Origin of the sequence: Halosimplex halobium (assembly GCF_051414055.1) — an archaeon.
GTDB lineage: Archaea > Halobacteriota > Halobacteria > Halobacteriales > Haloarculaceae > Halosimplex > Halosimplex halobium.
In genome coordinates, this window is record NZ_JBLKNX010000005.1 from 1 (window position 1) to 26289 (window position 26289).

Genomic DNA, 26289 nt, shown 5'->3' on the forward strand with positions numbered 1-26289 from the left:
GGCGCCGGCGGCATGGGCGGCGCCGGTCCGGGCGGCGCTGCAGGCGCCGGCGGCGCGGCCGGCGGCCAGGGCGAGGAGTACGTCGACGCCGACTTCGAGGACGTCGACGACGACGAAGACGACGAGTCCGGCGAGTCGTCCGCCTGACGACGCCCGTCCCCGACGCGACGCGGTTTCCGACCCCCGTTTCACACTTTCTGCGGGCGGTAGCGAACTCGGTAGCCACCGCTCGACGGCGAGCGGTGTCTCACTCGTCCAGATGTGTCGCGTGTCCCGCTCCGGATGAAAACCGTGTCCCTCGTCGGGGGCGAGACGCGTCGCGGCTACCCGGCGTGGCGTTTCGCGGTCGTGTAGGCCTCGCGGACGCGCTTGAACTCGTCCTCGTCGCCGCCCTGGTCGGGGTGGACCTCCTTGACCTTCCGCCGGTAGGCGGCTTTCACCTCGTCCAGGCTGGCGGAGGCCGACACGCCGAGTTCCTCGAACGCGGCCGTGGCGGGGTCGCGGTGCTCGCCGTCGGCCTCCTCGGGCCCGAAGTCCACGTCGGGCACCTCGAAGGGGAGCCGGTCGCCGAGGTGGACGCCGGGCATCTCGTGTTCGACGAGGACCGGGTGGGTCGGCGAGCGGTCGATGCGGTAGTAGGCGTGGGCGTCGAAAGTGATCGCCACGTCGCGCTCGGGGAGGTAGAAGGCGATATGCTGGCCCTCGACGAAGTGGTCCTCGGCGTAGGACTCGCCGATCGCGTCGAGGTAGTCCCGGAGTTCGCCGCGGCGACGGTGTTCGCCGTCGTCGCGGCGCCGGTGGGCCCGCGGGGAGGGATAGAGCCGGTCGGCGGCGACGAACAGGACTGCGGCGAGGACGCTACTCGCGACGCCGAGACCGAGGCCGACGACGAGCCAGTGGGGCAACCCGAACACCGCGTCGTGTACCACGCGCGAGCGTTGGCGTCGCTCGACTATCAAAGTCTCGCCGGCGGGTCGGGAGTCGGAGCGGACGGTCGACGGACCGACCGTCGAGGGGAAGGTGACCGATCAGCCGATGTAGCGCAGGTCCTCGTCGGAGGCCGCGGGCGTCCCCTGGTCCATCTCCTGGATCTTGCGGACGACCTCCTCCATCTCGTCGGCCCGCTCCTCCAGGGAGGCGTAGTCGACGTCGAAGTCGACGACCTCCTGAAGCACTTCGAGGACGGCCTGTGCGCTCTTGGGGTCGACGAGGTAGCCGCTGGTCTCGCCCATCAGGCAGGCGGCCTCGAAGCCCCTGCGTTCGCCGAGGCCCAGCAACAGGCCGCTGACGCCGACGATGCCGCCAGCGGGCTCGTCCTCGCGGAACTCCACGCCCACGTCTTCGAGGTCGTCGACGACCGCGTCGGCCGTCGCGGCGCCGAGCACGGAGTACTCCTCGATGAGTTCGCCCGTCGGGACGCCGCCCAGCGCGAACACGCGGGCGACGCCGTGGTCGTCGGCCACGTCGAGGAAGGTGTCGGTCAGGCCGTAGTGACCGGTGTTGTCCTGGGCCTGGTGGTCGCCGGTGAGCACGAGCATGTCCTGCCCGTCCTCGGGGCGGACGCCGTGGAACTCCGCGCCGGCCAGTTGCGTGCGCCCCTCGTCGACGCTGACCTGCGGCGGGAAGTGCGTCGAGTGGACCCGCTCGACGAGCTCGCTGTCCAGCTCTTCGAGGAGGTGTTCGGCGGCGAGCTTGCCGACGTGCCCCACGCCCGGTAGCCCCTCGACCAGTACGGGGTCGTCGAGGTCGACCTCGCCCAGCGACTCGCGTTCGAATTCGTCCATGCGCGCTAGTCCCGGCGCCGCTCCTTAAGTGCGCGTCGATACTCGCCGTAGTTATCCTCCGGCGAGAAGGGCGCGGGCGCGGAGTTGACCGCCTCCGCACCGCAGTCCGGACAGGTCTCCGAGAGCGTGTAGCGCGGCCGCTCGTGCTCCGCCCGCCAGGCCGAACAGACGAGGATGTCGGATTTCATGAGAAGTGGTGGCGGGCCGCCGTGGCGGCGGGCCGCGAGGGGACGGTCACTCCGTCTCTTCTTCGCGTTCGCGGTGGTAGCGGCCGGAGCCGCCGTGGTCGCCGACGACGGCGACGGCACGGTCGGCGCTCTCCTCGAGGTGGGACTCGGCGGTCTTGTAGTCGGGCGCCTGCACCTGGATGCGGTACTCCGGCGAGCCGACGTAGGTGACCTCGAGCTGGACCTCCTCGGGAATCGACCCGTTGCCCTCGGCGGCCTGCAGGGCCTCCTTGATCACGTCGACGCCGTCGCCGCTGGGACACTCCAGCGTGACGTAGCCGGTGACGTTGACGTAGGGTACCGAGACGTTCTCCCGGGCGGTCTCGACGATGGCTTCGACCTCCTCGTCGTCCAGATCCGTGTCCTCGAGGGCCTCCTCGCCGTGGATGGCGGCCTGCTCGAAGCCCTCGTACATCGAGCCGAACTCGGCGAGCAGCTCGTTGGCGATGGCGGCGTAGCTCTCGTCGTCGATGTCCTCGCCGAACGCCAGCAGCATCCAGTTGTCGGCCTTCTGCTCGTTCTTCCACTCCTGGATCTTGTCCTTGCGCTGGTGGTCGTTGACGTCCTTGATCGAGAGGTCGATCTGCTGGGACCCCTGATCGACGTCGAGCACCTTCGCGACGACCGTCTGCCCCTCAGAGACGTGGTCGCGGACGTTCTTGATCCACCCGGAGGCGACCTCGCTGATGTGACAGAGGCCGCGCTTGTCCTCGTACTCCTGGAGGTCGACGAAGACGCCGAAGTCCTCGATCTCGTCGACGCGTCCGACCACGAGTTCACCGGGGTCGGGCCAGCCGCTGTATTTCATTATCGTGCCTCGACGGTCTCTAGGACCTCGCCCTCGATGGCCGCCTTGCCGCCGGTCGGTCGCGCGAGCGTGTGCCCGCAGACCTCGCAGGCGACCTCGGTCGCGGCCTTGCCGAACACGATCTGTTCGTTCTCACAGTCCGGACACGCGACGCTGAAGAAGTTTCCTGCCATCGTTAGTCCTGGAGGTCGAGTCGCCCGGCGCGCCATCCCTCGCGGAGGTGGGCCTTGCCGCAGTCGGAGCAGCGGTACTTGAGGTCCGTCTTCTGGGTCGGCTTCCCGCCGGACGGGACCTTCGAGAACTTGCCCGCGTTCCCGTAGCCCGAGCGCGTCCGCTCGGCCTGGCGCCCGTTGACCTTCGTCATCCCCGAGGTGCGACCGCTCCGAACGCGCTCGACCTCGTGTTCGTTGTGCTCGTCGCAGTGCGGACAGTACGTGTTAAATCGGCGTGGCATCTCCATAGATATCGACCTTGCGGTCGACTTGGACATCCCCGCTTAAAACCCGTTTGGTTCGCACCGGTCGCGGCGACCGAAACCGCCGACTCGACCCGGCTGTCCCCTGGGATCGCGGCGCACACGCCGGGTTCGTGCGGTCTCGGGCTCGGGTCCCGCGTCGTCCACAGGCGTCGCCTCCCCAAGCGTCGTCGTCCCTACAGCGTGGTCGTCACCTGTTCGCCGCTGACGACCTCGGGGACGATCACCTCGTCGGCGCCCGCGCGGCGGGCGACCGGTTCGTACATCTCGTCGCCCGCGCGGACGACGACCCGCGCCTCGGGCGCGATCTCGCCGGCTGTGATAGCGACCTGGATGTTGACGTTCGCGTCGTCGACGGCGCCGACGACCGCGGCGGCCCGTTCGGCGCCGGCCTCGACGAGCAACTCCTCGCGGCGGGCGTCGCCCTGGACCGCCAGCAGCCCGTCCTCCAGGGCGCGCTCGTACTGGCTCTCTCCCGACTCGACCACAACGACCGGCCGGTCCCGCTCGTTCAGTCGTCGTGCGACGGTCTTGCCGAAGGTGCCGTACCCGCAGACGACGACGTGCTGTCCCGTCTCCTCGATGGTTCGTTCGACCTGCATCCGTCTGAGTTCCGTTCCTATCTGTCCGCCGAACGCCGCCGAGACGACCGTCTCGCCGATCCACAGCCCCGAGAGGATCAGGCCCGACTCGACGACGAGCGCGAACGCCCGCAGCGACCGCGCCGGCGCGTCGTGGGACGCGATGAATATCTCGATGCTCGTCGGGTCGAGCAGCCAGAACAGCGCCTCGACGGCACCAACACCCGCGAGGGCGCCGAACCCGGTCACGCCCGCGACCACCAGCGCCGCGAACGCGGCGACCGGGCGGCCGACGCGGCGCGCCAGCGGGCGACTCATCAGCGCTCGGACGTACTCGCTCGCCACGGGACTCCCGCGTTCGCAGGAACTGATATACGTTACCGCTTAACACATAATGTCCCCTTTCACACCTCCGGATCCTTTCGCCGCCCGAGGACGGCGGGAAACCGGACAGACAGGGGGCGCTGGGGGCGGCGGGCTTCGAAGTCACTAAGTACGCCTCCGTCGAATCGGCAGGCATGAAGAAGCTCATCGTCCACGGGGACCCCGGATTCCGGAAGGACGCCGTCATTTCCGTCGACGGCGAGGAGCTGGTCGTCTTCGGCGTCGCCCGCCAGGGCGAGTGGCACGGCCCCGACGAGCCCCAGCTGTGGTGTACCGTCGGCACCGAGGACGAACGCGAGACCTACCAGCGCCGGGACTACATCCCCAACTTCCTCGACACCGAGGCCGTCGACGCCGAGGCCGTCGAGCTCGTCGAGAAGGCAAGCGCCTGAGCCGCCCCTTTTCCGCGGTTACACCAGGTCGACGTACGGCGGGGTCTCGTCGTAGGCCACCACCTTGCTCGTCCCGGGCGAGCCCGTCGGCGACTTGCGTAGCGTGAGCCACTCGATGCCGTCGTCGCCCCGTTCGATCCGGATCGTCTGGTTGCTCGTGTCGACGAGGAACTCGACGAGCGCGGTGTCCTGGACGGCTGGGTTGATCGTGTAGACGACCACGTCGTCCTCTTCGGTGTAGCGGGCCGCGGCGCGGTAGCGGACCGCCCGGACGCGCTCGCGCGACACCCGCTCCAGCAGCGGTTCGGTGTCGACGAGCGCGAACAGCGGGCGGTCGCCGCTGCGCTCGTAGGACAGTTCCATCAGCCGGTCCCAGTCGCGTTGCTCGTCGTCGTACGAGAGGACGTTCCGGTGGTCGCAGCCGTTGCTCTCGACGAGTTCGAGGACGAACAGCCGGTCGTCGTCGAGCAGGTCCGCGACGGTCCAGTCGGCGTCGGTCCAGTAGCGGTCCAGTTGCGAGAGCGAGACCGCCGCCGGGAGCGCGACGGCCACGGCCATCCCCGCGTCGAGGGCGCTGGCCAGCATCCGCGTGTTGATCGTGTAGTAGCCGGTCGTCCCGTCGTGTGACAGGAGGGTGAACCCACCGCGGACGAGGCCACCGCCGAGCAGGTCGTCGAGCGCGTCGACGCCGGTCGAGAGGTGGTCGTGGGCCAGGAGCGCGCTCGGCGGCGTGCGCTGTGTCGGCTGGACGGTCACGCCCGACTCCCCGAAGACGAGTTTGTGCCGCCGCGTGTCGTGGTCGCGGCCGCGGAGCTTCTCGACGCGCAGGAAGCGGTGGCGCTGGTTGGCCCGCTCGTCCCACGACAGCTCGACCACCCCGTGGGTCGCGTACCGCAGCAGCTCGCTGGCGACGCTGTCGCCGGTGTTCCTGTCCTCGGCGGTCAGCAGGGACGTGGCGTCGAACGTGTCCGAGAACAGCCGGATCAGGTCGTACGTCGAGCGCCAGAAGGAGATCTCGTCGGCGGCGATCGGCCGCAGCCCCGAGAGGCTGTCCAGCAGGATCCGGTCGCGGGGGCCGTACTCCGAGAGGTAGTGGACGACGTTCTCCCGGGTGAACGGGAGGTCGAACCACTCGGTGACGGCGCGGTCGCCGCCCTCCAGCGTGCGGACGACCAGGTCGTCGTCCCGCTCCATCGTGTCCCCCGGCTCGCAGTGGACGGTGATCACGGTCAGCCCCTCGGCTTCGAGGTCGAACGGGTACGGCTCGAACGTGTCCGCGAGCTCGTCGATCGTCTGCTCGGTGCTGACGAACAGGCAGTCCTCGCCGTCGTCGAGTCCCGCCTGGAGGAACTGCATGCCCAGGGTCGTCTTGCCGGTCCCCGGCGGCCCGGACACGAGGAGGCTCCGCCTGTCCGGGACGCCGCCGCCGAGCAGTTCGTCCAGCCGTTCGCACCCGGTCGAGAGACCCATCGTTCACTAGTGGGATTCGTTCGGTAAATCAATTTGGCAGAGTAGTGAGGTACGGGGAGCGTCCGTGGTGTTGCCGGGTCCGAAGGGGGACAAAAACGTATCGGGGCGGTGATAGCCCGTCACACCCGAAAGAAACGCTTTACTGTCGGCCGGAGCGACCACTCGGTATGGACACGGCCGAGCGACTCGAACTCGCGACCCGCAACACGGCGGAGGTCGTCGAGGAATCGGAACTGGAGGCGCTGTTCGACGAGGGGCGGCCGTCGGTGTACATCGGCTACGCCCCCACCGGCGAGATGCACATCGGCCACTTCACCACGATGCGCAAGCTCGCCGACTTCCTCGGCGCCGGCATGGACGTGACCGTCCTGATCGCCGACCTCCACGCCCACCTCGACGACAACAAGAGCCCGTTCGACCTGCTCGACGCCCGCTCGGCCTACTACGAGGCGACCATCGAGGCGATGATCGATGCCGCCGGCGCCGACGCCGACCGGATCTCGTTCGTCCGCGGCAGCGACTTCGAGCTCGACGAGGAGTACACGCTCGAACTCCTTCGGATGGCCGCCGAGACCACCATCTCCCGCGCCCAGCGGGCCGGCAGCGAGGTCGTCCGCGAGTCCGACTCGCCCAAGCTGGGCGGCCTGCTCTACCCGCTCATGCAGACGCTCGACGTGGACGCGCTCGACGCCGACGTGGCCTACGGCGGCATCGACCAGCGCGGCATCTACATGCTCTCGCGGGAGGTCCTCCCCGACCACGGCGGCGAGGCGCCGGTCTGCGTCTTCGCGCCGTTGCTGTCGGGGCTCACGGGCGAGAAGATGTCCTCCTCGCTCGAGGAGTCGAAGATCAACCTCACCGACTCCCGCGAGGAGGTCCTCGAGAAGATCGGCGACGCCTACTGTCCGGCCGGCGAGCGCGAGAACAACGGCGTGCTGGAGTACCTCGAGTACCTCGTGTTCCCCGTCCTCGACGAGCGCGGCGAGAGCCTCGTCGTCGAGCGCCCCGAGGAGTACGGCGGCGACCTGACCTACGACGCCTACGAGCCGCTGGAGGAGGACTTTCTCTCGGGCGAGTTGCACCCGGCCGACCTCAAGCCCGCCGCCGGCGAGGCCATCTCCGAGGTCATCGCGCCCGTCCGCGAGCGGCTGAACGACCGGCCCGAGCTACTCCGCGAGGCCTACCCCGAGAAGTACGACTGACCGGAGCCGATGCCCGAGGAACCGCCGTCGGCGCCGGACGATCCGTCGGCGCCGGACGATCCGTCGGCCGACTCGGTCCGCGCGACGTACGACCGCATCGCCGACCACTTCTCGCAGACCCGCGAGTACCCCTGGCCGGAGATCGAGTCGTTCCTCGACGGCCGATCCGGCCGTGTCGGGCTGGACGTGGGATGTGGCAACGGGCGCCACACGGAGTTGCTGGCCGAACGCTGCGAGCGGGCCGTGGGCGTCGACCTGAGCCGCGGGATGCTGGCGACCGCCGGCGAGCGGGCCCGCGAGCGCGGCTTCGAGTGTGGCCTCGCACAGGCCGACGCGGGGTCGTTGCCCGTCCGGAGCGACCGCGTGGACCTGGGGGTGTTCGTGGCGACGCTGCCGCACCTGCCGTCGCGGGAGCGGCGGGTGGCGAGCCTGGACGAGCTGGCGCGGGTACTGAGCGACGGGGGGCGGGCGCTCGTGAGCGCGTGGTCGACCGAACACGACCGCTTCGACGCGAGCGAGGGGTTCGACACGACCGTCGAGTGGACGCTGCCCGGCGGGGAGGCCGTCGACCGGTTCTACCACGTCTACGACCCCGAGGAGTTCCGCGCGGACGTGGCGGCCAGCGGGCTGGCACTGGTCGAGTTCGAGGTGTCCAGCGGGAACTGCTACGGCGTGGCCCGGGCCGAGTGACCGGGGACAGCCCGGGGGCGTTCTCCGGGTCCGGTCCGGACTGAAAGGAAACACCCTTAGTTCGTGACGCGAAACTGCCGGGTGCGATCGAACGAGCGCCGGTGGTCTAGTGGTAGGACCTGAGCCTTCCAAGCTCATGGCCCGGGTTCAAATCCCGGCCGGCGCATAGGACGGCGCCGCGATGTTGCGGCCTTCTTCGGAATCCGAACCGGATAGCCACGAGAAACCGTTCGGCCGAGGCGGAAGTCGATACTGTTCCCCGGTCACTCCGGGAACAGAGTTGCTGTAACGGACAGATACAAGTGTATCTGTTCGCTTGCCTTGTCCGAACGGAGAGAGTGTGTATATATGCCAGTTCGAAACACAGCGTGTCCCAACTGCGGCCACGAGATGATCGCGAACGTCCCGACCACCAGCACGACGATACGGAAAGTGAAAGTGTACTCCAGCGGTGACGGCTACGACACGAAAGCCACGTGCAAGAACTGCCAGAAGAGTATCTCCGTGTATTACGGCTAACCAGCCGTACGCGCTCGCGAGTACATCGGGCATCGCCGGTGGCGGCCGAACCCGGACCAGTCGTGCCGAAAGGTGCCGATACCGGCGACAGTGGTGCGCGGTCGTATCGTAGCGTCGAATTCCGTACGTGGAAGACAGGAGCGGGATGGGAGTCCCCGTTTTCCCCGGATCCGCTACCCTGCGGCGTTCGATTGCGTCGCAAGCGCCGCCGACTCCGCTCCGTGGCGTCGAGGGTGGCAGGCCTCGGTCGGAACGATCGGGTAACCCGGCGTTACCGAACGGAGACCGCGGCCGGAGCGCGGACGGTGTGTCCATCGCGGTCCGGCGCGACGGCGCGTGCGTGGGACGAAGTGACACAAGGAGTGGCCTATCGCGGCGACCGTCGCGGTTGCCCGAGCTTACGGCTCGGGGACGGTCCGTGGGCGGAGGATAACAAAGTGTATCTCGGCCTTGCCCTCAGTCGCATGACTTACGATAGGTACACGAAAGCGATAGTCGGAGTCGTCGCTCTGACACTCGTCGTGAGCGCGCTCGCGGCGGGCGGGGCGGCGTCCTCGTTCGCGGCGCAGGAAGACGAGGAGACAACTACACAGACCCAGGACACGTCGTATCTGCGGATCGCCCACATGTCCCCGGACGCGCCGGCCGTGGACGTGACGATCGACAACGAGACCGTCGTCGAGGGGGCGGCGTTCGGTGACGTGACTGGGTACCTGACCCTGGAGAGCGGCACCTACAACGCGACCATCGCGGTCGCGGACCAGCCGAGCAACGTCCTCTTCGATGGCAACCTGACGCTCGAACCGCGGACGGTCGGGACGCTCGCCGCCAGCGGCGAGTTCTCGACCGGGTCCGAGACCGAGTTCCAGCCGGTCCTCTTCGAGGACGACGCCTGGGAGCCGGACAACGACACCGCCGCGGTCAGCCTCGTCCACCTCTCGCCGGACGCGCCCGCGGTCGACATCGTCGTGACCGAGGGCCCGACCGAGGAGACCGAGACCGACACCGCGACCGGGACGGAGACCGAGGAGACCGCGACCGACACCGAGGAGACCGAGACGCCGACCGACGACGGCACGGAAACGCCGACTGACGACGGTACGGCGACTGAGACACCGGCCGACGACGGCACGGCCACCGAGACGGGCACCGCCCAGGGCTCGCCGACCGCGACGCCCACCGAGGCAGGGGCGACCGCGACGGAGGCGGGCGCGACCGGCACGCCGACCGACACCGTCGGCGTCGACAACCTGATGCCGGCCCAGCAGGAGGAGAACGAGACCTACCTCGCACAGAACCTCACGTTCGGGAACGCGACGGACTACACGAACGTCCCGGCCGGTAACTACACGGTCGAGATCCGCGACAACGAGACCGGCGACGTGCTCGCCACCGTCGAGCTCTCGGTGGAGGGCGGCACCGCCTACTCCGTGTTCGCGGCCGGCTACGCGAACCCCGACGAGTCGCCCGCCGGCGCCTCGTTCACCGCCATCCCGGTCGAGGACGCGACGATGACCGTCTCGCTCCCCGAGATGGCCACCGACAACGGGACCGCCACCGACATGCCCGGCACCGAGACGGACGGCGTCGGCACGGAGACGCCGACCGACGACGGTACCGAGACGCCGACCGACGACGGCACGGCGACCGAGACACCGACGGAGGACGGGACGGCGACCGAAACGCCGACCGACGGCACGGCGACTGAGACCCCGGCCGACGACGGAACCGGGACGGCGACCGACACCGCAGGCACCGAGACGGCGACCGACACCGCAGGCACCGCTACAGCGACGGCGACCGAAGCGGGCGCCTGACTCGCGCGACCTCATTTTTTCGCGGCAGTGTCGACGGATGTGACGAGATTCAAGACGCCGGCGTCCGAACGGCCTGGCGTGAGCGACGAGACGCGAGCGGACGCCAGCGACGGGGGGTCGGACAGCGACGGCGCCCGCGGCGGCCGCGAGTCTGAGCCGACGGGCGACGCCCCGAATCCGCGATACGACCGGGTGAGCCGCCACCCGACCGCCGGGCCGTACAACTCCATCTTCCACTGGACGGACGCCCGCCACCCGCTCCGGGTGATGGTCAACTACGTCGTCATTCTGGCCTGTCGGGTCTGCCCGAGCATGCGGCTGAAGAACTGGCTGCTGCGGCGCATCGGCGTCACGGTCGGGACCGGCGTCGCGTGGGGGCTGGAGTCGACGCCCGACGTGTTCTGGCCGGACCTCATCACCGTCGAGGACCACGCAATCGTCGGGTACGACGCGACGGTCCTCTGCCACGAGTTCCTCCAGGACGAATACCGGACCGGGGAGGTCGTGATCGGGGAGCGGGCGATGGTCGGTGCCGGCGCGGTGGTCCTCCCGGGCGTCGAGATCGGCGCGGGCGCCCAGGTCGCGGCCAACTCGCTGGTCGCCGAGGACGTGCCGCCGGGCGCGACCGTCGCCGGCGTCCCGGCGACCGTGCAGGACGAGGAGTGAGGCGCCGGAGAGTGGGCCGCGGGGCGCCTGCCCCGGCGCAGCCGGGTCCCCTCGCTCAATCGCGGACGCGCACGATGCCGCTGGAGAAGACCTTCCCGTTGGGGACGATGTACTCCTCGCCGTCGCTCTCGATGCGCGTGGTGAACATGTCGACCTCCTGGACGATGCCCTCGCTGTCGTCGATGCGGACGCGGTCGCCGATGCTGTACGGTTCGCGCAGCAGGAGGTAGGTGCCCGCGGCGCCCGACCGGAGCAGGTCCCAGAACGCCACGAGGGCGACGACGACGATTGCGAAGGCGTAGACGCCCAGCAGGACGACCAGCGCGGTCGTCTCGACGCCGAGCTGGCTCAGCGCGATGAGGATCGCGACGTAGAAGATGCTGTACTTGACGAGCTCCGGGATGACGTTGACCTCGGGGAGCTTGACGCTCCGGAGGCGCTCGCTGACGTGGAGTTTGGCCTTGTCGCCGACGATGAGGCCGATTATCAGCGCGAACGCGGCGACGAACAGGCTGGGGAGGAACCCGACCAGTCGCGTCCAGAACAGGTCAGGGTTGCCCAGCTGGGCGATGTTGACGGCGAGGACGATCGCGAGGACGTAGACGAAGATCGCGGCGATCGTCGAGACGATGCCGACCGTCGAGGTGCCGAAGCTCCTGGCGGTGCGCTCGAAGGGCGTCCCCTCGACGGCGTCGGAGACGCCGGCCCTCTTGAGGAACTTCCGGGTCCACCGCCAGACGAGGTAGCTGCCGAGAACGCCCAGGAACAGGACGGCGATGGAGACGGCGAAGGCACCGCGCTCCGAGAATATCGACCGGACGACCTCGGGCCACTCGATCTGCATCAGTACGCCTCCGGATCCAGCTCCAGAATGAGTTCGCCCGCCTTGAACGCCCGGACCAGCCCGTCGCTCTCCGAGAGGACGATGGCGATGGCGTTCGTGTCCCGCGTGATCGCGCCGGCGGCCATGTGGCGGGCGCCCAGCCCCTTCGGGATGTCGACGCCCTCGGCGGAGGGTTCGAGGTAGCGGTAGGCCGAGACGATCTTCCCGGAGTCGGAGATGACGAAGGCGCCGTCGAGCCGCGAGAACTCCTTGAGCATCACGTTCACGATGGGGTCGCCGACGTGGACGTGGGACTTCTCGAAGGGGTTGTAGGACAGGGGCCGGGACTTGTTCATCACCTTCCCGGCGTCGCCGACGACGAAGAGGGCGCCGACGGGCTTGCCCTTCTGGCCCTTCTTGCCGAGTTCGACCGCCACCTCCAGCACATCCCGGATGACCGACGGTTCAGCCCGGGAGTTGGCGAACAGGTCGTAGACTCCCGACTTGTCGAACTCGTCGGCGCGGACCCGCGCGACCGTGTCGGCGTCCTCGCCGAACACCTTCGCGAGACAGACCAGCTCGGCGTCCTCGTCGACGTGGCCCTTGTCGACGGCCCCCTCGACGCCGAACCGGATCCGTTCGCGCAGGTCCTCGAACTCCAGCGGCAGCTCCACGAACGCGTCGGCCTCCAGGTCGTTGTTCGGCCCGACGACGACCACGTCGCCGTCGTCCGCCAGGGCCTCGTAGTGGGACTTCCCCGGCGAGAACAGACAGACCGCGTCCGCGTCGGCCACCAGCTCCTGTAGAAACTCGTCCAGCCCGGTCATTGTCGTATCAACTCATCCGACAGGAAAAAGGGTTTCGGCACGTCTGACTCGCGTCGCGCGCTCGTCTTGCGTGCCGGCCGAACTGCGGTTCGGTCGGCCGCCGCGCAACCATGGAAATGACGGCACTATTATAGGTCCGGGAGCGCCCGGTAGCGCGCCAGCACCCGCTCGCGAACGTCGGCCATGGGGACGCCGGTCGCGCGGGCGAGCGCGAGGGCGCCGCCCATCGCGACGCCCTCCTTGGCCTCGCCGGCGACGTAGCCGTCGAACGCCGGGTGGTCACCCGCCTCGAACCCGGGGTCGGTGACCGTCACCGACAGGTCCAGCGCGTCGGCCAGCCCGTCGATGTCGACCGACGGGTCCTCGGCCACGAACGCCGTCGTCGCCAGTTCGAGGGGTTGCTCGACGCCCGCGTGGCGCAACAGCGCCGCCACGGTCGTGAGCTGGGTCCCGCCGGCCAGCGTCACGGCGGTGTCGGTCTCCAGACACCCCAGCGCGGTCCCCGCGGCCACGGCGAGGACGGGGTCGCCCATCCGGCGGATCGCCACCTTCGGATCCCTCGCCGCGTCGCCCTCGTCGAGTCCGCTCGCGGCCAGCCCCTCCGCGACGACCTCGCGTTTCTGTTCGACCGGGTTCTCCGGGAGCGAGGAGGAGACGCCGGCCCCCTCGCCCAGCGCCGCCTGGACGCCCAGCGCCGTCGTCGTCCCGCCGGGGATTGACTCTCCCAGGTAGATGGCGTCGTCGGGCAGCGCCCGCCCGAACTGCCGGGCGGCCTCGAAGGCCCCGTGGGCCGTCGCCACCGGGTCCTCGTCGCGAACGTCCCCCCCGGGCCGCGCGCCCACGGTCACCGTCGGCGCGCCCGTCGGCTCCGCCAGCCCGGCGTCGACGACGGTCACGTCGAAGTCGACCAGGTCACGCACCGCCCGCGTCACCAGCGCCGGCGTCGGCGTCCCCGTCGGGCTCACCGGTACGACCGGCGCCCGGATCGGCTCGCCGTAACAGACGATCTCCGCGTCGGCGCTCGGCGTGTGGACCATCACGTCCGGGTCGGCGCCGGCGGCGCTGATCCCGTCGATCGCCGCCGTCCGCGTCGTCCCGACGGCCAGCACTACGCGCACGGTCCGGTCCTCCCCGCGGATCGCGTCCTCCACGGTTCACTGCGTTCGGTCATACCGACGGGTTCGGCGGCGCTGGGTTAACTCCGTCGCCACCGCTCTCCGGGAGACGGCCTGCCCGCGGAACCCGCCCCGGAACCCCGCGGGTCCAGCGAACTCCGACCCGGAACGCCGCCGGTCCCGGGGCCTCGCGAGCCGGCGACCGGGTCGATCAGATGAAGTCGTCGACGCTCGGGCCGCCCGCGTCGTCGTCGTCCTCGTGTGCGGTCCCGCCGGCCATCAGCGTCAGCGGGTTGCGCGTCTGCAGCCAGACGTGGCCATCGCCGGTGAACTCCGTCACGTAGCCCTCGCCGCCGAGCATCGTCGACTTGATGCTGCCGTCGCGCTGGCGACTCATCGACAGCCCCTCCGTCCAGGCGACGAGGTGGTCCTCGTCGACGGTCAGCGGCTCGCCCGTCGTCACGTCGACCTCGTACATCGACCCGTACGAGGAGACGAAGGCCATCCCCTGCCCGGAGATACCCAGCACCGTCAGCTCGCCCGACGAGAAGAGGTTCGAGGTGTTGTTCAGCTCCGTCGAGCGCTCGACCAGCGGCTCCCACGCCAGCAGCGACCCCGACTGCGACCGGATCGGCCCCTGCTCGCCGACGTTTATCGCCGTGATGTCGCCCGGGTGGTCGGGCACCAGCGTCACCGTCGACTCGTCGTCGGTCGCGTAGTAGGTGTTCTCGATCAGCCCCCGCTCGTCGCTCATCGCCCGCTTGGCCATCCCCATCACGCCGTCGTCACCCCCGATGTTCGTCTCGTTGTCGATGCCCGCGGACTGGGTCATCATCGCACCCGGTTTCGTCTCGATCTCCTCACCCTCCGCCAGCTCCAGCTCCAGCACCGCGTAGCTGGGACGCTTGCCGATCGTGTAACGCATCTCACCCGGGATGTCGCTCACCGGTTATTTATAACTTTCCTACAGCTTCCGGCCGCCCGAAGGGTCGGCTCGGTCGGGTGCCCTGTCCGCGTACCGTTCGCAGCAGAAGTGCGCGGGACCGGATTCGAACCGGAGGAAGAAATGCTCGCTCCCGACGGTCGCTGCGCGTTCCTTCCAGGATTCAGATCCGCTTGCGCATTCGTCGCTCGCCGTTGGCTCGCGACAGAACTGCGCGGGACCGGATTCGAACCGGCGGACCCCTACGGGACAGCGTCCTAAGCGCTGCGCCGTTTCCTGGCTTGGCTACCCGCGCCCAGTCGTCGCTATCCCCGACGGCGCCAAGAAGGTGTCGTTACTCGTCGAACTCGACGCCGCGGAACTCGAAGCGGGCGCCGCCGTCGGCGCTCTCGGTCGCCGCGGCCTCCCAGCCGTGGGCGCGCGCGACCTGCCGGACGATCGCCAGGCCGTAGCCGGTCCCGTCGGCCGCGGTCGAGAATCCCGACTCGAACACGTCCCCGCGGTCCGCCTCGGGGATCCCCCGGCCGTCGTCCTCGACGAAGAGACAGCCGTCCTCGCCGACGCCGACCCTGACCTCGACGGTTCCGGGCGGGTCGTCAGCCCCGTGTTCCACGGTGTCCTGCTGAGCTTGCGAAGCAGGGCTCGTCGAGCCGTGCTCGACGGAGTTGACGAACAGGTTCTCCAGCAGCTGGGTCAGCCGGCCGCGGTCGGCGACGACCGTCGGGTCGTCGGCGACGACCAGCGAGTTCTCGCCGGTGGGGACGTTGTCCCAGGCGCCGCGGGCGACTTCGGCGAGCGAGACGGGCTCGGTCCGGCCGAGCTGCTCGCCCTGGCGAGCCATCCGGAGCAGGTCCCGGAGCAGCTCGTCCATCCGGTCGAGCGCCGACACGGCGTCCTCGAGGTGGCGCTCGTCGCCCGTCCGGCGGGCCATCTCGATGCGGTGCCTGACCGCGCCCATCGGGTTGCGCAGGTCGTGGCCGATGACGCTCGCGAACTCGTTGAGCCGGTCGTTCTGCTCCCGGAGCCGTCGCTCGCGGTCCTTCCGGTCGCTGATGTCGACGTAGACGGCGTAGCCCGCGGGCCGGTCGCCGGACTCGACGGGCACGTTGCGGAGGAGGAAGGTTCGGGCCCCGTCGGTCGTCTCTCGCTCGGTCTCGACGCGGAGGCGCTCGCCGGCCCGCACCCGCTCGTCGAGCGACGCCGCCTCCGCCTCCCTGCCGTCGGGGACGACCAGGTCGTTCAGCGGCTCGCCGACGGCGACCCCGCGGTCGTAGCCGAACGTCTCGACGAACGCGCGGTTGACCGACTCGACGACGGGTTCGCCGTCCTCGAAGACGTACTCGACGACCGGGTCCGGCGTGGCGGCGAACAGCGCGTCGAGCCGCTGCCGGGCCGCTCCCTCGGCCGCTTCCCCTTCGTCCGCCTCCTCGTGGTCGTCACCGTCGTCGTGGTCGTCACCCACGTCCCGCCCGCGGTCGAGCGCCCGGTCGACGGCGGCGACCAGCGAGGCGCCCGCCGACGCGGGCACGTACTCGTCGGCGCCAGCGGCGACGGTCCGGCCGGCGAGCGACTCGTCCCCGCCGCGGGCGAACACGACGACCGGAGGGCCGCTCGCCGCGAGCGTCTCGACGGTCTCGACCGCCTCGGCCGCCGAGAACGGGCCGGTGTCGCAGACCGCGCAGTCGGGCCGCTCGCCGGCGAGCGCGTCGGCGACCGACCCGGGCGTCGACCGGACGACCGCGTAGCCGGCCCGCTCCAGACGGGCGACCGCTTCGACGGCCTCGACGTCCGCCTCGGCCACTTCGGCGTCTGTATCGGCCGCCTCGACGTCCGACTCGACGGCCCCGGCGACCCGCCCGGTCACCGACTCCTCGCAGACCCACAGGACCGTCGCGCCGTCGCTCATTGTCGGACCGTGTGGCCTCCGATCGTTTACATGTACCGGCCTGGTTTCCGAGCCGGCTTCTCCCTGGCTCGGGTCGAGGCGGCGCCCTCAGCGGGTCGCACCGACGTTCTCCGTGCTCTCCGGGCAGGGCGGGTCCGGTTCGATGTTGGCGTACTCGACGACGCGCCGGCCCAGCGTCCGCACGCGCTCGGCGTCGTCCCCGTCGCGCAGGTCGGGCCCGTCGAACTTCGTCCGGACCTTCGGGAGCGCGACCTGGTGGGGGACCACCCACGCGTTGAGCGAGCGGGCGACCGACCGCAGGTGGTCGAGCGAGGTGATCGGGAAGGATCCGCCGGCGACACAGAGCAGACCGACGGTCGTGTTCTCGAACTCGTCGAACCCGCAGTAGTCGAGCGCCGTCTTGAGCGCCGAGGAGTACGACCCGTGGTAGACGGGCGTGCCGAAGACGACCGAGTCGGCCCGGCCGACCCGCTCGCGCAGCTCCGGCGCGTCGCCGGCGTCGTCGTCGTCCGCGTCGAACACCGGCAGGTCCAGCTCGCGGAGGTCGACCAGGTCGACACTGGCGCCCCGGTCCTCGGCCTCCCTCAGTACGATCCGCAGCGCCCTGCGCGTGTAGCTCTCCTCGCGGAGGCTCCCGCAGAGCGCGACGACGTGTGGTCGCTCGGGCATACTGGCTCTGCGAAGGCACGGGTAAAAACCGCCGCGGTCGACGGCGTCGCCGGGGGCCGACGGCTCAGATCCCACGGACGGTCTCGATGACGCCGGCGGATTCGAGGCCCATCCACGCGAGGAAGACGGCGTACAGCCCGAGAAACACGTAGGCCTCGCGGTCGGTGATCTCCAGTCCGGTGCGGGCGAAGACGATGAACACGAGCGTTGCGAGCGCGAGGAAGCCCATCGTCGGGATGGCCGCCAGGAAGTCGATGGTCGCCTCCCCGGCCAGCAGGACGCCGACGGGGATGGCGACGAGGAGGTTGAAGGTGTTGCTCCCGAGGACGTTCGCGAGGCTGGTGACGTCGTCGTTTTCGCGAGCGGCGTTGACGCTGACGAACGTGTCCGGCAGGCTCGTCCCCGCGGCGATGACCGTCAGCCCCCAGAAGAACGTCGGCGTCTCGAAGGCTTCGCCCAGCGCGAGCGCCGCCCGGACGATGCCCTCGACGCCGACGGCGATCACGACGAGCGAGACGGCGAGGGTGCCCCACTCCCGGAGCACGCTGACGTTGCCGGCGGGGTCGGCGACGTAGTCGGCGGCGTCCTGCTGGTGGAGGAAGACGTAGACGCCGTAGGTGGCCAGCGGGACGACGACGAGCGCCGGCGTCAGCACCGCCTCGCGGTTCGTCCCCCCGGGGACGTAGGTCGCCCCGAGCGCGAAGACGATGAACAGGACGAGGATGCTGATGACGTAGAACTGGGCGTCCTTGTGGACGATGTCCCGCGTCGAGGTCAGCTCCTCGCTGGCCAGCGCCGAGACGGCGGGGATCACGAGGAGGTTGAAGATGGCGCTGCCGACGATCGCGCCGACGCCCAGCGAGAACTCGCCGTGGACGACCGTGCTGATGACGACGGAGCTGATCTCCGGGAAGCTCGACCCGACGGCGACGACGACCGCCCCGTGGACGGCCACCGGCAGCCCGTAGTACCTGCTGAGCCGCTCGGCGGCCCGCTCGAACCACACGCTGCCCTTCCAGATGACGACCGTCGCGACCGCTGCCAGCGCGACCGCGCCGAGGGGTCCGACCATCGACGGCCGGTTTGTCGGCCGCGGGTAACAATCTGCCCCTCCCGGTCCCGCCAGGTCCGAGGGGCCGCGGCGGTCACTTCCGGAGGCTGGCGACGCCGGCCGACTCGTCGTAGTCGACCAGTCCGTCGTCGTCCAGGTCCGCGAGGAGGTCGGCGAGCCACTCGCGGCCGTACTCGCCGTCGGGCGCGTAGTCGACGCGGACTTTCGGGCCGAGCTCGTCGAGCGCGAGTTCCTCGCTGGCGCCGAGGACGTTCACGACCCGGCCGCGCATCTGCCGCCGAGACCCCTCGAAGTCGGGCTGGGTGGGCACGTCCGGCGCGGTGAAATCGCCCGTCCCGTAGGCGTGACACCACTCCCGCCAGGGACAGCCCGCCTCGTCGCAGGCGGGTGTCTTCTCGCAGGCGACCCCGCCGAGTTCCATGACGGCGTTGTTCCAGACGCGGGACTCCCCCTCGGGCAGCAACTCGGCGGCGACCCGCTCGAAGGTGTCGTCGTCGTCCGGCACGTCGAACGCGCGGTAGAGGACGCGCTTGACGTTCGTGTCGACGACCGCGTTCCCGTTGTCGAAGGCGAAGCTCGCGACCGCGTTGGCGGTGTAGGGGCCGACGCCCATCAGCTCCGAGAGCTCGTCGGGCGACTCGGGGAACTCGCCGCCGTACTCGGACTCGACCTGGTCGGCGGCCTCGTGGAGGTACTTCGCGCGGTTGTTGTAGCCGAGGCTGTGGTCGCTCCAGAACCCCACCACGTCCGCGCGGTCGGCGGCCGCCAGGTCCGCGGTCGTCGGCCACCGCTCCAGGAACGCCTCCCAGGCGGCGACCACCCGTGAGAGCTGTGTCTGCTGGCTCATCACCTCCGAGACGAGGATCTCGTAGGGGTCGTCGGTCCGCCGCCACGGGAAGTCGCGGTGGTCGGCCTCGTACCACTCGACCAGCGCCTCGCGGACGGCGTCGGCGTCGTCGGGCAGGAACGCTTCCGCTGGTGCGTCCGCCTCCGTCTCCGCGTCGGCGTCACTCATCGCGAGAGCGTATCGGCCGGACCGGCTTGGGGGTGGCGATCAGCGGTCGGCGGCCGGCGACTGATGGGCGCGGACGACAGCGAAGACGAACCGAACTCAGACGAGCGCCGCGACGGCGGGAACGGCGGCAGCCACCGCACCGACCGCGGACTGGACGGCGTTCGAGACGGCGCCGACGACCGTCTCCCAGACCGAGAAGTCGGTGAAGATGGCGAGGAACGTGTCGAGGCCGAAGAAGAAGAACACGCCCGCGCCGAACAGGTGGGCCTTCGCCGCGTCGAACCGGCCCGAAAACGTGCTGAAGAAGTAGGCGTTGGCGAGGCTGATGGGGATGATGACGAGCATCTCGCCGACCCAGATGCCCGGGTGGGCGCCGTACTGGACGGCGAGGCTGATCGTGACCAGCTGGGTCTTGTCGCCGAACTCGCCGACCGCCATCAGCACGAAGATGGGGAGGAAGTTACCGAAGCGGTCGGGCACGTCCCACCCCAGCACCGACACGTCGAGGTCGCCGCTCCCGCCGACGCCCGCGTACCCGCCGTCGGTCTCGGCCTCCTCGGGCGAGCGGCCGGCGTCGGTCGGCGTGACACGGCCGCCCTCGGGGATCGACCGGAGGAGCAGCACACCGAACAGCAGGAAGAGCATCCCGGAGATGGCGTCGAGGTACACCGGCGGCAGCGCCCCCTTCAGCGCCTGGCCGAACCAGACCTCCAGCGCCGTCCAGCCGGCGAAGGCCAGCCCCGCTGCGCCGACGACCGTCAGCGGGCGGAACCGCGTCGCCAGCCCCGCGATGATGAACTGCACCTTCTCGCCGGGCAGGACGATCAACTGCGCGACCATCGCCGCGAACATCACCGCCAGAAAGTCGCTCACGGCGTATCCACCCCCCGCCAGACAGCCGACCCGGCGGCGTGGCTCCGCCGGACGGACCGCACGTGACGCATCATATCCGTGAATTAGACCTGTCTAAATCAAAAGCCTGGCGAACGCGGTAGCGGGCGGTCGGGGGTCGGGGCGACCGGACTGCACGGCGAGTCTACCGCCCGAGGGCCACACTCGGGGGAGAATCTCACTCGGGGGAGGCCACGGTTTCGCGGTCGAGCGGCGTGGCCTCCGTCCAGTAGCGCTCGAAGGCGTCCTCGGCCCACTCGCGGACGGCGGCGTCGTCGGTGTCGATGGCCGCCCGGAGGACGCCGCTGTCGTCCCGGACCAGCAGGTGGACCCGCCCGTCGGCGACGGTCCCGGCGACCGGGACGCCGGCCGGGCGGACCCGGACGGCGGCCGAGTCGGCGTCGACGAGGCTCAGGAGGTCACGGCGGAGCCCCTCCTCGCTCGTCAGCGCGTCGACGGCCTCGGGGGAGAAGACGCCGCGGAACCGGACCTCGCCCGCGGCGGCCCGCCCGGCCAGCAGCGAGAGCGTCCCCTCGTTGAACGCGTGGGAGAACGCCCGGACCTCGTCGGCCGCCCGCTCCAGGTCGAGCAGCCGCTGGACCGGCGCCGACGGCCGCGTCTCCGTGGGGACGGTGATCGTCGCGTCGGTCAGCCGCGCGAGGTCGAACCCCAGTTCCTCGGTCGGGAGGTACGCGACGATGTCCCGGAGGTCGCGTTCGAGTTCGAGCGCCTCCAGGAGATCCGCGAACGCGTCGGCGACCAGTTCGCCCGTGGCCGTCGCCTCGTAGGCCCCGTCGGTCCGCCGGACCCACGACCGCTCCTCGAAGTCCGCGAGGATCCGGCCGAGCGTGGCCTGGGAGGCGCCCGTCTCGTCGGCCAGCTCCGACCGGCTCCGCGGCCCTTCGGCGAGCGACCGCAGGACGGCCACACGGTTGGCCGACAGCGCGAGGAACTCCACGTCTTCGAGCGCCGCGTCCATACCGGGAGTGGCGCCGCTCGGGCTAAACCGTTTTCGGGCCGCTCGACGGGCTCGATACGCCGCGGTCGGTCGTGTTCTTCACGGTACGAAATCGTTTCACGCCGTGCAATCCCGACACCCGTCGCCGCGCTTGCCCGCCGCTCAAGGATTTCTGGACGGGCCTATAAGGCTTCGAACCGTACGATATTCCACGATGTTCTCTCACGTCATCTATCTGGGACCGACGCCCGCGGAGGTGTCGCCGTGATCGGCCGCAAGACCGTCGCGGCGTTCCTCGCGACGAGTCTGCTGTTCGGCGGCACGTTCGTCGCCGCCAAGGGCGGTCTGGAGTATTTCCCGCCGCTGCTGTTCGTCGCGCTCCGGTTCGACGTCGCGGCCGTCGCGCTGATAGCCTACGTCCTGCTGACTCGCTCGCGCGCCGACCTGGTCCCGCGGACACGGGGCGACCTGGGGGGGATCGTCGCGACCGGGCTGTTCGCCATCGGACTGACGAACGCGCTGCTGTTCGTGGGCCAGCAGTACGTCACCAGCGGCGTCGCCGCCATCATCGCGAGCCTCAATCCCATCCTGACGCCCGTGCTCGCGGCCGTCCTGCTCGCGGACGAGCGGCTCTCGGCCCGCGGCGCCGTCGGGATGGCGATGGGGCTGGTCGGCGTCGCGCTCGTGGCCAACCCCGACCCGTCGGCGTTCGGCGCCGGCGGGCTGCTCGGCGAGGGGCTCATGCTCGTCAGCGCGGTCTGTGGCGCGCTCGGGTCGGTACTGATCCGCCGGGCCGACGCCGACCTGTCCAGCACCGTCCGCACCGCCTGGGGCCTCCCGCTGGCGGCCGTCGTCACCCACGGACTCAGCCTGGCGGCCGGCGAGTCGCCCGCCGCGATCACGTGGACGCCCGGAGCCGTGCTCGCGCTCGCCTACGTCGCCCTGCTGGCCGGCGCCGTCGCCTACATCGCGTACTTCGGCCTCATCGACGAGGTGGGGGCCATCCGCGCGAACCTCGCGTTCTACGTCGTCCCGCTCGTGGCGACGCTCGGCGGGTGGGCGCTGCTGGGCGAGACGATCTCGGGGCTCGCCGTCGCCGGCTTCCTCGTCGTCTTCGCCGGCTTCGCCGTCATCGGCAGCGAGTCGTTCGCCCGCCCCGGACTCCGGGAGACGCTCCCGGGCCGCCTGCTCGCCTCCGGGAGCCTCCGCTCGCTCGACGACGCCTACGCGACCGACGGCGGGACCGACGACCGCCCGACCAGCGACTGCCGGATCGACGGCGACGGTCCCGGCTGTCCCGCCGACGACTGACCCCGACCGCCGGCGCGTCGACCGGGCTCCCCACAGTCACTCCCCCTCGAACTCGGGTTCGCGACTCGCCACGAACGCGCGGACGCCCTCCTCGTGGTCGTCGGTCGAGGCGGAGACGATCTGCGCGGCGGCCTCGTTCTCGATGGCCTCGTCGAGCGAACCCGTCTGCCCCTGCTCGACGAGCCGCTTCGACTGCTTCAGCGCGACCGTCGGCCCGGAGGCGATCCGTTCGACCATCCCCGCGACGCGCTCGTCGAGTTCCTCGTCGTCGTAGACGTGGTTGAACAGCCCCACCTCCTCGGCGCGGTCGGCGTCGATGAGTTCGCCCGTGAACAGCAGTTCCTTCGCGACGTTCTCGCCGACGATCCGCGGGAGCAGGTGCGAGGCGCCGGAGTCGGCGTTGAGGCCGACCTGGCGGAAGCCGAAGCTGATCGACGCCGAGTCGCTGGCGAGCAACACGTCGCAGGCGATCGCGAGCGCGCCACCCGCGCCGTAGGCCGGGCCGTGGATCTTCGCGACGGTCGGGAGGTCGCAGGTCGCGACCGCCCGGACGGCCCCGGCCGTTTCCCCGACGATGCGCTCGACCCGCTCGTGGGCCGGCACCTCGCTATCCAGCCCGTCGACCATCGCGTCGATGTCGCCCCCGGCGCAGAAGGTGGAGCCGTTCCCTGCGAGGACGACGCAGCGCGCTTCCTCCGGGATAGCGTCCATCGCGTCGATGAGGTCCGTCGCGACACCGCTGGTCAGCGCGTTGCGCATCTCCGGGTGGTCGAGCGTGACCGTCGCGACGCCGTCGGAGACGTCGAGCGTGACGTGGTCCATGCTCCGTCGGTGGGTCGCCTGCCGGTTAAGCGTGCGTGGCGACCGCCGGGGCCGGCGCTACCCCCGCGGGACGACGCTACCCCCGCGGGACGCCCCACTCGTTTGGGGGTGTTTTGAGGGTGGGGAACCGACACCACGGTGTATGAGAGTCCACTGGCACCGGCGGGACCTGCGGACGGCGGACAACCGCGGGCTGGCCGCCGCGGCGGGGCGACTGGAAGACGTACCCGCCGACGGCCCCGTCGTCCCACTGTTCGTCTTCGACCGCGACGTGCTCGCCCACGCGGGCCCGCCCCGCGTCGCGTTCATGCTCGACGCGCTCGACTCGCTGCGGGCGTGGTACCGCGAGCGGGGCAGCGACCTCCTGATCCGCCACGGCGACCCACGCGAGGTCGTCCCCGCCATCGCCGATGAAGTGGGTGCCGACGCCGTCACGTGGGGCTCGGAGGTCTCCGGCCTGGGTCGCGAGCGCGACGCCGCCGTCCGGCGGGCGCTCGACGACGCCGACGTGGCCCGCCGGAGCGTCGAGGACGCCCTGCTGCACGAACCGGGGTCGATCCGCACCAACCAGGGCGAGGTCTACTCCGTGTTCACCTACTTCTGGAAGAAGTGGCGCGACCGGGAGAAGCTCCCGCCCGCGCCGACCCCCGACGAGAGCGACCTCGCCGACGTTGCCGACGACGAACCGCTCCCGACACTCGCCGACCTGGACTTCGACGAACCCGAGGCCGACGTGCCGCCCGCGAGCACCGCGGTGGCCCGCGACCTGCTCGACGCCTTCTGCGAGGGCGACGTGTACGACTACGACGACCGCCGGGACTACCCGGCCGACGAGTGTACGTCCCGGCTCTCCGCCCATCTGAAGTTCGGCACCATCGGTATCCGCGAGGTCCACGAGGCGGTCCGCGAGGCGAAGTCCGCGGCCGCCGGCGCCGACTACGACTCCGCCGAGGAGTTCGAGTCGCAACTCGCGTGGCGGGAGTTCTACCACCACGTCCTCTGGGACGAGCCGAGCGTCGTCACGGAGAACTTCAAGGACTACGAGCGAGCCATCGAGTGGAACCACGACCCCGAGGCGCTGCAGGCCTGGAAGGACGGCGAGACGGGCTACCCCATCGTCGACGCGGGGATGCGCCAGCTACGGGCGGAGGCGTACATGCACAACCGCGTGCGGATGATCGTCGCTTCCTTCCTGACGAAGGATCTCCTGATCGACTGGCGGGAGGGCTACGACTGGTTCCGCGAGAAACTCGTCGACCACGACACAGCAAACGACAACGGCGGCTGGCAGTGGGCCGCCTCCACCGGGACCGACGCCCAGCCGTACTTCCGCGTGTTCAACCCGATGACCCAGGGGGAGCGCTACGACCCCGACGCCGAGTACATCCGGGAGTACGTGCCCGAACTCCGGGACGTGCCCGCCGACGCCGTCCACGAGTGGCACGAACTCGACGCCGGCCGCCGGGAGATGCTCGCGCCCGACTACCCCGCGCCCATCGTCGACCACAGCGAGCGGCGGGAGGATGCAATCGAGATGTTCGAGCGGGCGCGGGCCGACGACTGATCCCGGCGGTCGACGCCGCTCCGATCTCTCTCGACGCCGAGTGGTTGCGGGCCTACAGCCGAGCGACGGATTCGGCCGCGTCCCGCGGGTCAGGCTCCGTCAGTGTCGGCCGTGCGAGACACTCACACCCATCCAGTTCCTCAAACTTTAACAGGTATCCAGCCGACTCTCCGAGTGGAGGAGATATCTATGCCAGAACATTCCGATCCCGAGCTTCCGCCGCTCCCGTACGACTACGACGCGCTCGAGCCGCACATCAGCGAGCAGGTGCTCACGTGGCATCACGACACCCACCACCAGGGGTACGTCAACGGCCTCGAATCCGCCGAGGAAACGCTCGCCGACGCCCGCGAGTCGGGGGACTACTCCTCGACAGCCGGCGCGCTGGGCAACGTCACCCACAACGGCTGTGGGCACTACCTCCACACGCTGTTCTGGGACAACATGTCCCCGAACGGCGGCGGCGAGCCGGAGGGTGACCTCCGCGACCGCATCGAGGAGGACTTCGGCTCCTACGAGGGCTGGAAGGGCGAGTTCGAGGCCGCCGCGTCGGCCGCCGGTGGCTGGGCGCTGCTGGTCTACGACCCCGTCGCCAAGCAGCTGCGCAACGTGGCCGTCGACAAGCACGACCAGGGCGCGCTCTGGGGCGCACACCCCATCATGGCCCTGGACGTGTGGGAGCACTCGTACTACTACGACTACGGCCCGGACCGCGGCAGCTTCATCGACGCCTTCTTCGAGGTCGTCGACTGGGACGAGGTCGCCGACCAGTACGAGACCGCTGTCGGCCACTTCGAGTAACGACGAGTCAGTTCACCACCGACATTTTTTCGCGCCCGACCGGTCAGCCGCTGCGCCGCGCTTCACCGACCAGCCCCCGGACCGCACACCACCGACCACCCGTCGGTCGCCGCTCCTCGACCACCCGTCGGTCGCCGCTCCTCGACCACCCGCCGGACCGCACTCCACCGACCAGCCGCCGGACGGACGCCGTAGTGCGACCGTCGCGCCCCAGTCGCGTTTCGAGGGCTTTAGGCGTCGACCCCGAGTATCCGGGTCCATGCCGCGACCGAAATCCGACTTCGACGACCTGCGACCCCTGGAGTTCCGCGAGCCCGCCGAGGTGCTCGACGCCGACAAGCTCTACACGATCTACGAGGTCGGCCGGCTGCTGCAGGGGGTCGACCCCGAGGCCGAGCTGGACATCGAGACGGAGAACGTCCTGCTGGACTGGGCGATCCCGTGGATGATGGGCCACAGCGAGAAGTTCGTCTTCGCCGAGCCCGAGACCGACGGCGAACCCGGCTACTACGGGCTGGCGCCGGGCGTCGACGCCGACGGCGCGAGCGAGCAATGAG

Annotated in this window: 28 protein-coding genes and 2 tRNA genes; 10 read left to right on the plus strand and 20 right to left on the minus strand. The window is 70.2% G+C overall.

Going from position 1 to position 26289, the window contains the following annotated elements; translation table 11 throughout:
• Positions 1–323 precede the first annotated feature (323 nt).
• The 7 genes from ACMGFG_RS06540 to ACMGFG_RS06570 form a co-directional block, all read right to left on the minus strand.
• Positions 324–929, minus strand: a complete 606-nt coding sequence (locus ACMGFG_RS06540) for a J domain-containing protein (protein ID WP_436929541.1) — start codon at positions 927–929, stop codon at positions 324–326.
• Between the two features lie 99 nt (positions 930–1028).
• On the minus strand, positions 1029–1784 hold the full coding sequence (locus tag ACMGFG_RS06545; RefSeq protein WP_436929542.1) for a proteasome assembly chaperone family protein: 756 nt from the start codon (positions 1782–1784) through the stop codon (positions 1029–1031).
• A 5-nt stretch (positions 1785–1789) separates the two neighbouring features.
• Positions 1790–1972: an RNA-protein complex protein Nop10 gene (locus ACMGFG_RS06550; RefSeq protein ID WP_436929543.1), complete on the minus strand. Its 183-nt coding sequence runs from the start codon at positions 1970–1972 to the stop codon at positions 1790–1792.
• A gap of 46 nt (positions 1973–2018) precedes the next feature.
• A complete protein-coding gene (locus ACMGFG_RS06555; RefSeq protein WP_436929544.1) occupies positions 2019–2819 on the minus strand; it encodes a translation initiation factor IF-2 subunit alpha in 801 nt (266 codons plus the stop codon).
• On the minus strand, positions 2819–2992 hold the full coding sequence (locus ACMGFG_RS06560; protein WP_436910529.1) for a 30S ribosomal protein S27e: 174 nt from the start codon (positions 2990–2992) through the stop codon (positions 2819–2821). Before ACMGFG_RS06560 ends, ACMGFG_RS06555 begins: the two co-directional genes overlap by 1 nt.
• Before the next feature lie 2 nt (positions 2993–2994).
• Positions 2995–3279, minus strand: a complete 285-nt coding sequence (locus tag ACMGFG_RS06565; protein WP_135363005.1) for a 50S ribosomal protein L44e — start codon at positions 3277–3279, stop codon at positions 2995–2997.
• Positions 3280–3470: 191 nt separating this feature from the next.
• The gene (locus tag ACMGFG_RS06570; protein WP_436929801.1) at positions 3471–4193 is read right to left on the minus strand and encodes a potassium channel family protein; all 723 of its coding nucleotides are present in this window, start codon (positions 4191–4193) and stop codon (positions 3471–3473) included.
• A gap of 200 nt (positions 4194–4393) precedes the next feature.
• On the opposite strand from ACMGFG_RS06570, the gene ACMGFG_RS06575 reads away from it, so the two are divergent.
• Positions 4394–4651: an HAH_0734 family protein gene (locus tag ACMGFG_RS06575; protein WP_436929545.1), complete on the plus strand. Its 258-nt coding sequence runs from the start codon at positions 4394–4396 to the stop codon at positions 4649–4651.
• Between the two features lie 18 nt (positions 4652–4669).
• Here the strand turns inward: ACMGFG_RS06575 and ACMGFG_RS06580 are convergent, their stop codons facing one another.
• A complete protein-coding gene (locus tag ACMGFG_RS06580) occupies positions 4670–6121 on the minus strand; it encodes an RAD55 family ATPase (RefSeq protein ID WP_436929546.1) in 1452 nt (483 codons plus the stop codon).
• A 167-nt stretch (positions 6122–6288) separates the two neighbouring features.
• Here ACMGFG_RS06580 and ACMGFG_RS06585 point away from each other — a divergent pair, with 167 nt between their 5' ends.
• The 5 genes from ACMGFG_RS06585 to ACMGFG_RS06605 all read left to right on the plus strand — a co-directional run bounded on the left by ACMGFG_RS06585 (position 6289) and on the right by ACMGFG_RS06605 (position 11015).
• On the plus strand, positions 6289–7323 hold the full coding sequence (locus ACMGFG_RS06585; RefSeq protein WP_436929547.1) for a tyrosine--tRNA ligase: 1035 nt from the start codon (positions 6289–6291) through the stop codon (positions 7321–7323).
• A 9-nt stretch (positions 7324–7332) separates the two neighbouring features.
• A complete protein-coding gene (locus tag ACMGFG_RS06590) occupies positions 7333–8013 on the plus strand; it encodes a class I SAM-dependent methyltransferase (RefSeq protein ID WP_436929548.1) in 681 nt (226 codons plus the stop codon).
• 95 nt (positions 8014–8108) lie between these two features.
• Positions 8109–8179 (plus strand) — tRNA-Gly (locus ACMGFG_RS06595).
• An 874-nt stretch (positions 8180–9053) separates the two neighbouring features.
• The gene (locus tag ACMGFG_RS06600; protein WP_436929549.1) at positions 9054–10349 is read left to right on the plus strand and encodes a DUF4397 domain-containing protein; all 1296 of its coding nucleotides are present in this window, start codon (positions 9054–9056) and stop codon (positions 10347–10349) included.
• Between the two features lie 192 nt (positions 10350–10541).
• A complete protein-coding gene (locus ACMGFG_RS06605; RefSeq protein ID WP_246022978.1) occupies positions 10542–11015 on the plus strand; it encodes an acyltransferase in 474 nt (157 codons plus the stop codon).
• 55 nt (positions 11016–11070) lie between these two features.
• On the opposite strand, the gene ACMGFG_RS06610 is transcribed toward ACMGFG_RS06605, so the two are convergent.
• The 11 genes from ACMGFG_RS06610 to ACMGFG_RS06660 all read right to left on the minus strand — a co-directional run bounded on the left by ACMGFG_RS06610 (position 11071) and on the right by ACMGFG_RS06660 (position 21255).
• Positions 11071–11859, minus strand: coding sequence for a mechanosensitive ion channel family protein (locus ACMGFG_RS06610; RefSeq protein WP_436929550.1), 789 nt, complete (start codon positions 11857–11859; stop codon positions 11071–11073).
• Positions 11859–12665 (minus strand): diadenylate cyclase DacZ, encoded by an 807-nt coding sequence (gene dacZ, locus ACMGFG_RS06615; RefSeq protein WP_436929551.1) that lies wholly within the window; start codon positions 12663–12665, stop codon positions 11859–11861. Before dacZ ends, ACMGFG_RS06610 begins: the two co-directional genes overlap by 1 nt.
• A gap of 128 nt (positions 12666–12793) precedes the next feature.
• Positions 12794–13816, minus strand: coding sequence for a nicotinate mononucleotide-dependent phosphoribosyltransferase CobT (gene cobT / locus ACMGFG_RS06620; RefSeq protein ID WP_436929552.1), 1023 nt, complete (start codon positions 13814–13816; stop codon positions 12794–12796).
• Positions 13817–13991: 175 nt separating this feature from the next.
• Positions 13992–14705, minus strand: a complete 714-nt coding sequence (locus tag ACMGFG_RS06625; protein WP_436929553.1) for a TIGR00266 family protein — start codon at positions 14703–14705, stop codon at positions 13992–13994.
• A gap of 229 nt (positions 14706–14934) precedes the next feature.
• Positions 14935–15018 (minus strand) — tRNA-Leu (locus tag ACMGFG_RS06630).
• A gap of 39 nt (positions 15019–15057) precedes the next feature.
• Positions 15058–16629, minus strand: coding sequence for a receiver/sensor box histidine kinase (locus ACMGFG_RS06635; RefSeq protein ID WP_436929554.1), 1572 nt, complete (start codon positions 16627–16629; stop codon positions 15058–15060).
• Positions 16630–16716: 87 nt separating this feature from the next.
• Entirely contained in the window at positions 16717–17298 is a 582-nt protein-coding gene (locus tag ACMGFG_RS06640) for an NADPH-dependent FMN reductase (protein WP_436929555.1), read from the minus strand.
• Between the two features lie 64 nt (positions 17299–17362).
• Positions 17363–18370: a sodium:calcium antiporter gene (locus ACMGFG_RS06645; protein WP_436929556.1), complete on the minus strand. Its 1008-nt coding sequence runs from the start codon at positions 18368–18370 to the stop codon at positions 17363–17365.
• Positions 18371–18443: 73 nt separating this feature from the next.
• Positions 18444–19385, minus strand: a complete 942-nt coding sequence (locus ACMGFG_RS06650) for an HhH-GPD family protein (RefSeq protein WP_436929557.1) — start codon at positions 19383–19385, stop codon at positions 18444–18446.
• 96 nt (positions 19386–19481) lie between these two features.
• Entirely contained in the window at positions 19482–20258 is a 777-nt protein-coding gene (locus tag ACMGFG_RS06655; protein ID WP_436929558.1) for a TMEM165/GDT1 family protein, read from the minus strand.
• Between the two features lie 196 nt (positions 20259–20454).
• Entirely contained in the window at positions 20455–21255 is an 801-nt protein-coding gene (locus ACMGFG_RS06660) for a helix-turn-helix transcriptional regulator (protein ID WP_436929559.1), read from the minus strand.
• Positions 21256–21498: 243 nt separating this feature from the next.
• On the opposite strand from ACMGFG_RS06660, the gene ACMGFG_RS06665 reads away from it, so the two are divergent.
• The gene (locus ACMGFG_RS06665) at positions 21499–22545 is read left to right on the plus strand and encodes a DMT family transporter (protein WP_436929560.1); all 1047 of its coding nucleotides are present in this window, start codon (positions 21499–21501) and stop codon (positions 22543–22545) included.
• 36 nt (positions 22546–22581) lie between these two features.
• On the opposite strand, the gene ACMGFG_RS06670 is transcribed toward ACMGFG_RS06665, so the two are convergent.
• A complete protein-coding gene (locus tag ACMGFG_RS06670; protein WP_436929561.1) occupies positions 22582–23367 on the minus strand; it encodes an enoyl-CoA hydratase/isomerase family protein in 786 nt (261 codons plus the stop codon).
• A gap of 142 nt (positions 23368–23509) precedes the next feature.
• On the opposite strand from ACMGFG_RS06670, the gene ACMGFG_RS06675 reads away from it, so the two are divergent.
• The 3 genes from ACMGFG_RS06675 to ACMGFG_RS06685 all read left to right on the plus strand — a co-directional run bounded on the left by ACMGFG_RS06675 (position 23510) and on the right by ACMGFG_RS06685 (position 26288).
• Complete coding sequence (locus tag ACMGFG_RS06675) at positions 23510–24931, plus strand: cryptochrome/photolyase family protein (protein WP_436929562.1); 1422 nt, start codon at positions 23510–23512, stop codon at positions 24929–24931.
• A 189-nt stretch (positions 24932–25120) separates the two neighbouring features.
• Entirely contained in the window at positions 25121–25732 is a 612-nt protein-coding gene (gene sod, locus ACMGFG_RS06680; protein ID WP_436929563.1) for a superoxide dismutase [Mn], read from the plus strand.
• 259 nt (positions 25733–25991) lie between these two features.
• Positions 25992–26288: a DUF5827 family protein gene (locus ACMGFG_RS06685; protein WP_436929564.1), complete on the plus strand. Its 297-nt coding sequence runs from the start codon at positions 25992–25994 to the stop codon at positions 26286–26288.
• Position 26289: the final 1 nt, after the last annotated feature.

Coding starts and splice junctions, on each gene's coding strand:
- ACMGFG_RS06545 (WP_436929542.1), bottom strand. CDS start 1,784: ATGGACGAATTCGAACGCGAGTCGCTGGGCGAGGTCGACCTCGACGAC.
- ACMGFG_RS06580 (WP_436929546.1), bottom strand. CDS start 6,121: ATGGGTCTCTCGACCGGGTGCGAACGGCTGGACGAACTGCTCGGCGGC.
- ACMGFG_RS06660 (WP_436929559.1), bottom strand. CDS start 21,255: ATGGACGCGGCGCTCGAAGACGTGGAGTTCCTCGCGCTGTCGGCCAAC.
- ACMGFG_RS06645 (WP_436929556.1), bottom strand. CDS start 18,370: ATGGTCGGACCCCTCGGCGCGGTCGCGCTGGCAGCGGTCGCGACGGTC.
- ACMGFG_RS06590 (WP_436929548.1), top strand. CDS start 7,333: ATGCCCGAGGAACCGCCGTCGGCGCCGGACGATCCGTCGGCGCCGGAC.
- ACMGFG_RS06585 (WP_436929547.1), top strand. CDS start 6,289: ATGGACACGGCCGAGCGACTCGAACTCGCGACCCGCAACACGGCGGAG.
- ACMGFG_RS06575 (WP_436929545.1), top strand. CDS start 4,394: ATGAAGAAGCTCATCGTCCACGGGGACCCCGGATTCCGGAAGGACGCC.
- ACMGFG_RS06685 (WP_436929564.1), top strand. CDS start 25,992: ATGCCGCGACCGAAATCCGACTTCGACGACCTGCGACCCCTGGAGTTC.
- ACMGFG_RS06550 (WP_436929543.1), bottom strand. CDS start 1,972: ATGAAATCCGACATCCTCGTCTGTTCGGCCTGGCGGGCGGAGCACGAG.
- ACMGFG_RS06570 (WP_436929801.1), bottom strand. CDS start 4,193: ATGAGTCGCCCGCTGGCGCGCCGCGTCGGCCGCCCGGTCGCCGCGTTC.
- ACMGFG_RS06565 (WP_135363005.1), bottom strand. CDS start 3,279: ATGGAGATGCCACGCCGATTTAACACGTACTGTCCGCACTGCGACGAG.
- ACMGFG_RS06650 (WP_436929557.1), bottom strand. CDS start 19,385: ATGAGTGACGCCGACGCGGAGACGGAGGCGGACGCACCAGCGGAAGCG.
- ACMGFG_RS06670 (WP_436929561.1), bottom strand. CDS start 23,367: ATGGACCACGTCACGCTCGACGTCTCCGACGGCGTCGCGACGGTCACG.
- ACMGFG_RS06640 (WP_436929555.1), bottom strand. CDS start 17,298: ATGCCCGAGCGACCACACGTCGTCGCGCTCTGCGGGAGCCTCCGCGAG.
- ACMGFG_RS06560 (WP_436910529.1), bottom strand. CDS start 2,992: ATGGCAGGAAACTTCTTCAGCGTCGCGTGTCCGGACTGTGAGAACGAA.
- ACMGFG_RS06635 (WP_436929554.1), bottom strand. CDS start 16,629: ATGAGCGACGGCGCGACGGTCCTGTGGGTCTGCGAGGAGTCGGTGACC.
- ACMGFG_RS06675 (WP_436929562.1), top strand. CDS start 23,510: ATGAGAGTCCACTGGCACCGGCGGGACCTGCGGACGGCGGACAACCGC.
- ACMGFG_RS06555 (WP_436929544.1), bottom strand. CDS start 2,819: ATGAAATACAGCGGCTGGCCCGACCCCGGTGAACTCGTGGTCGGACGC.
- dacZ (WP_436929551.1), bottom strand. CDS start 12,665: ATGACCGGGCTGGACGAGTTTCTACAGGAGCTGGTGGCCGACGCGGAC.
- sod (WP_436929563.1), top strand. CDS start 25,121: ATGCCAGAACATTCCGATCCCGAGCTTCCGCCGCTCCCGTACGACTAC.
- ACMGFG_RS06610 (WP_436929550.1), bottom strand. CDS start 11,859: ATGCAGATCGAGTGGCCCGAGGTCGTCCGGTCGATATTCTCGGAGCGC.
- ACMGFG_RS06625 (WP_436929553.1), bottom strand. CDS start 14,705: ATGCGTTACACGATCGGCAAGCGTCCCAGCTACGCGGTGCTGGAGCTG.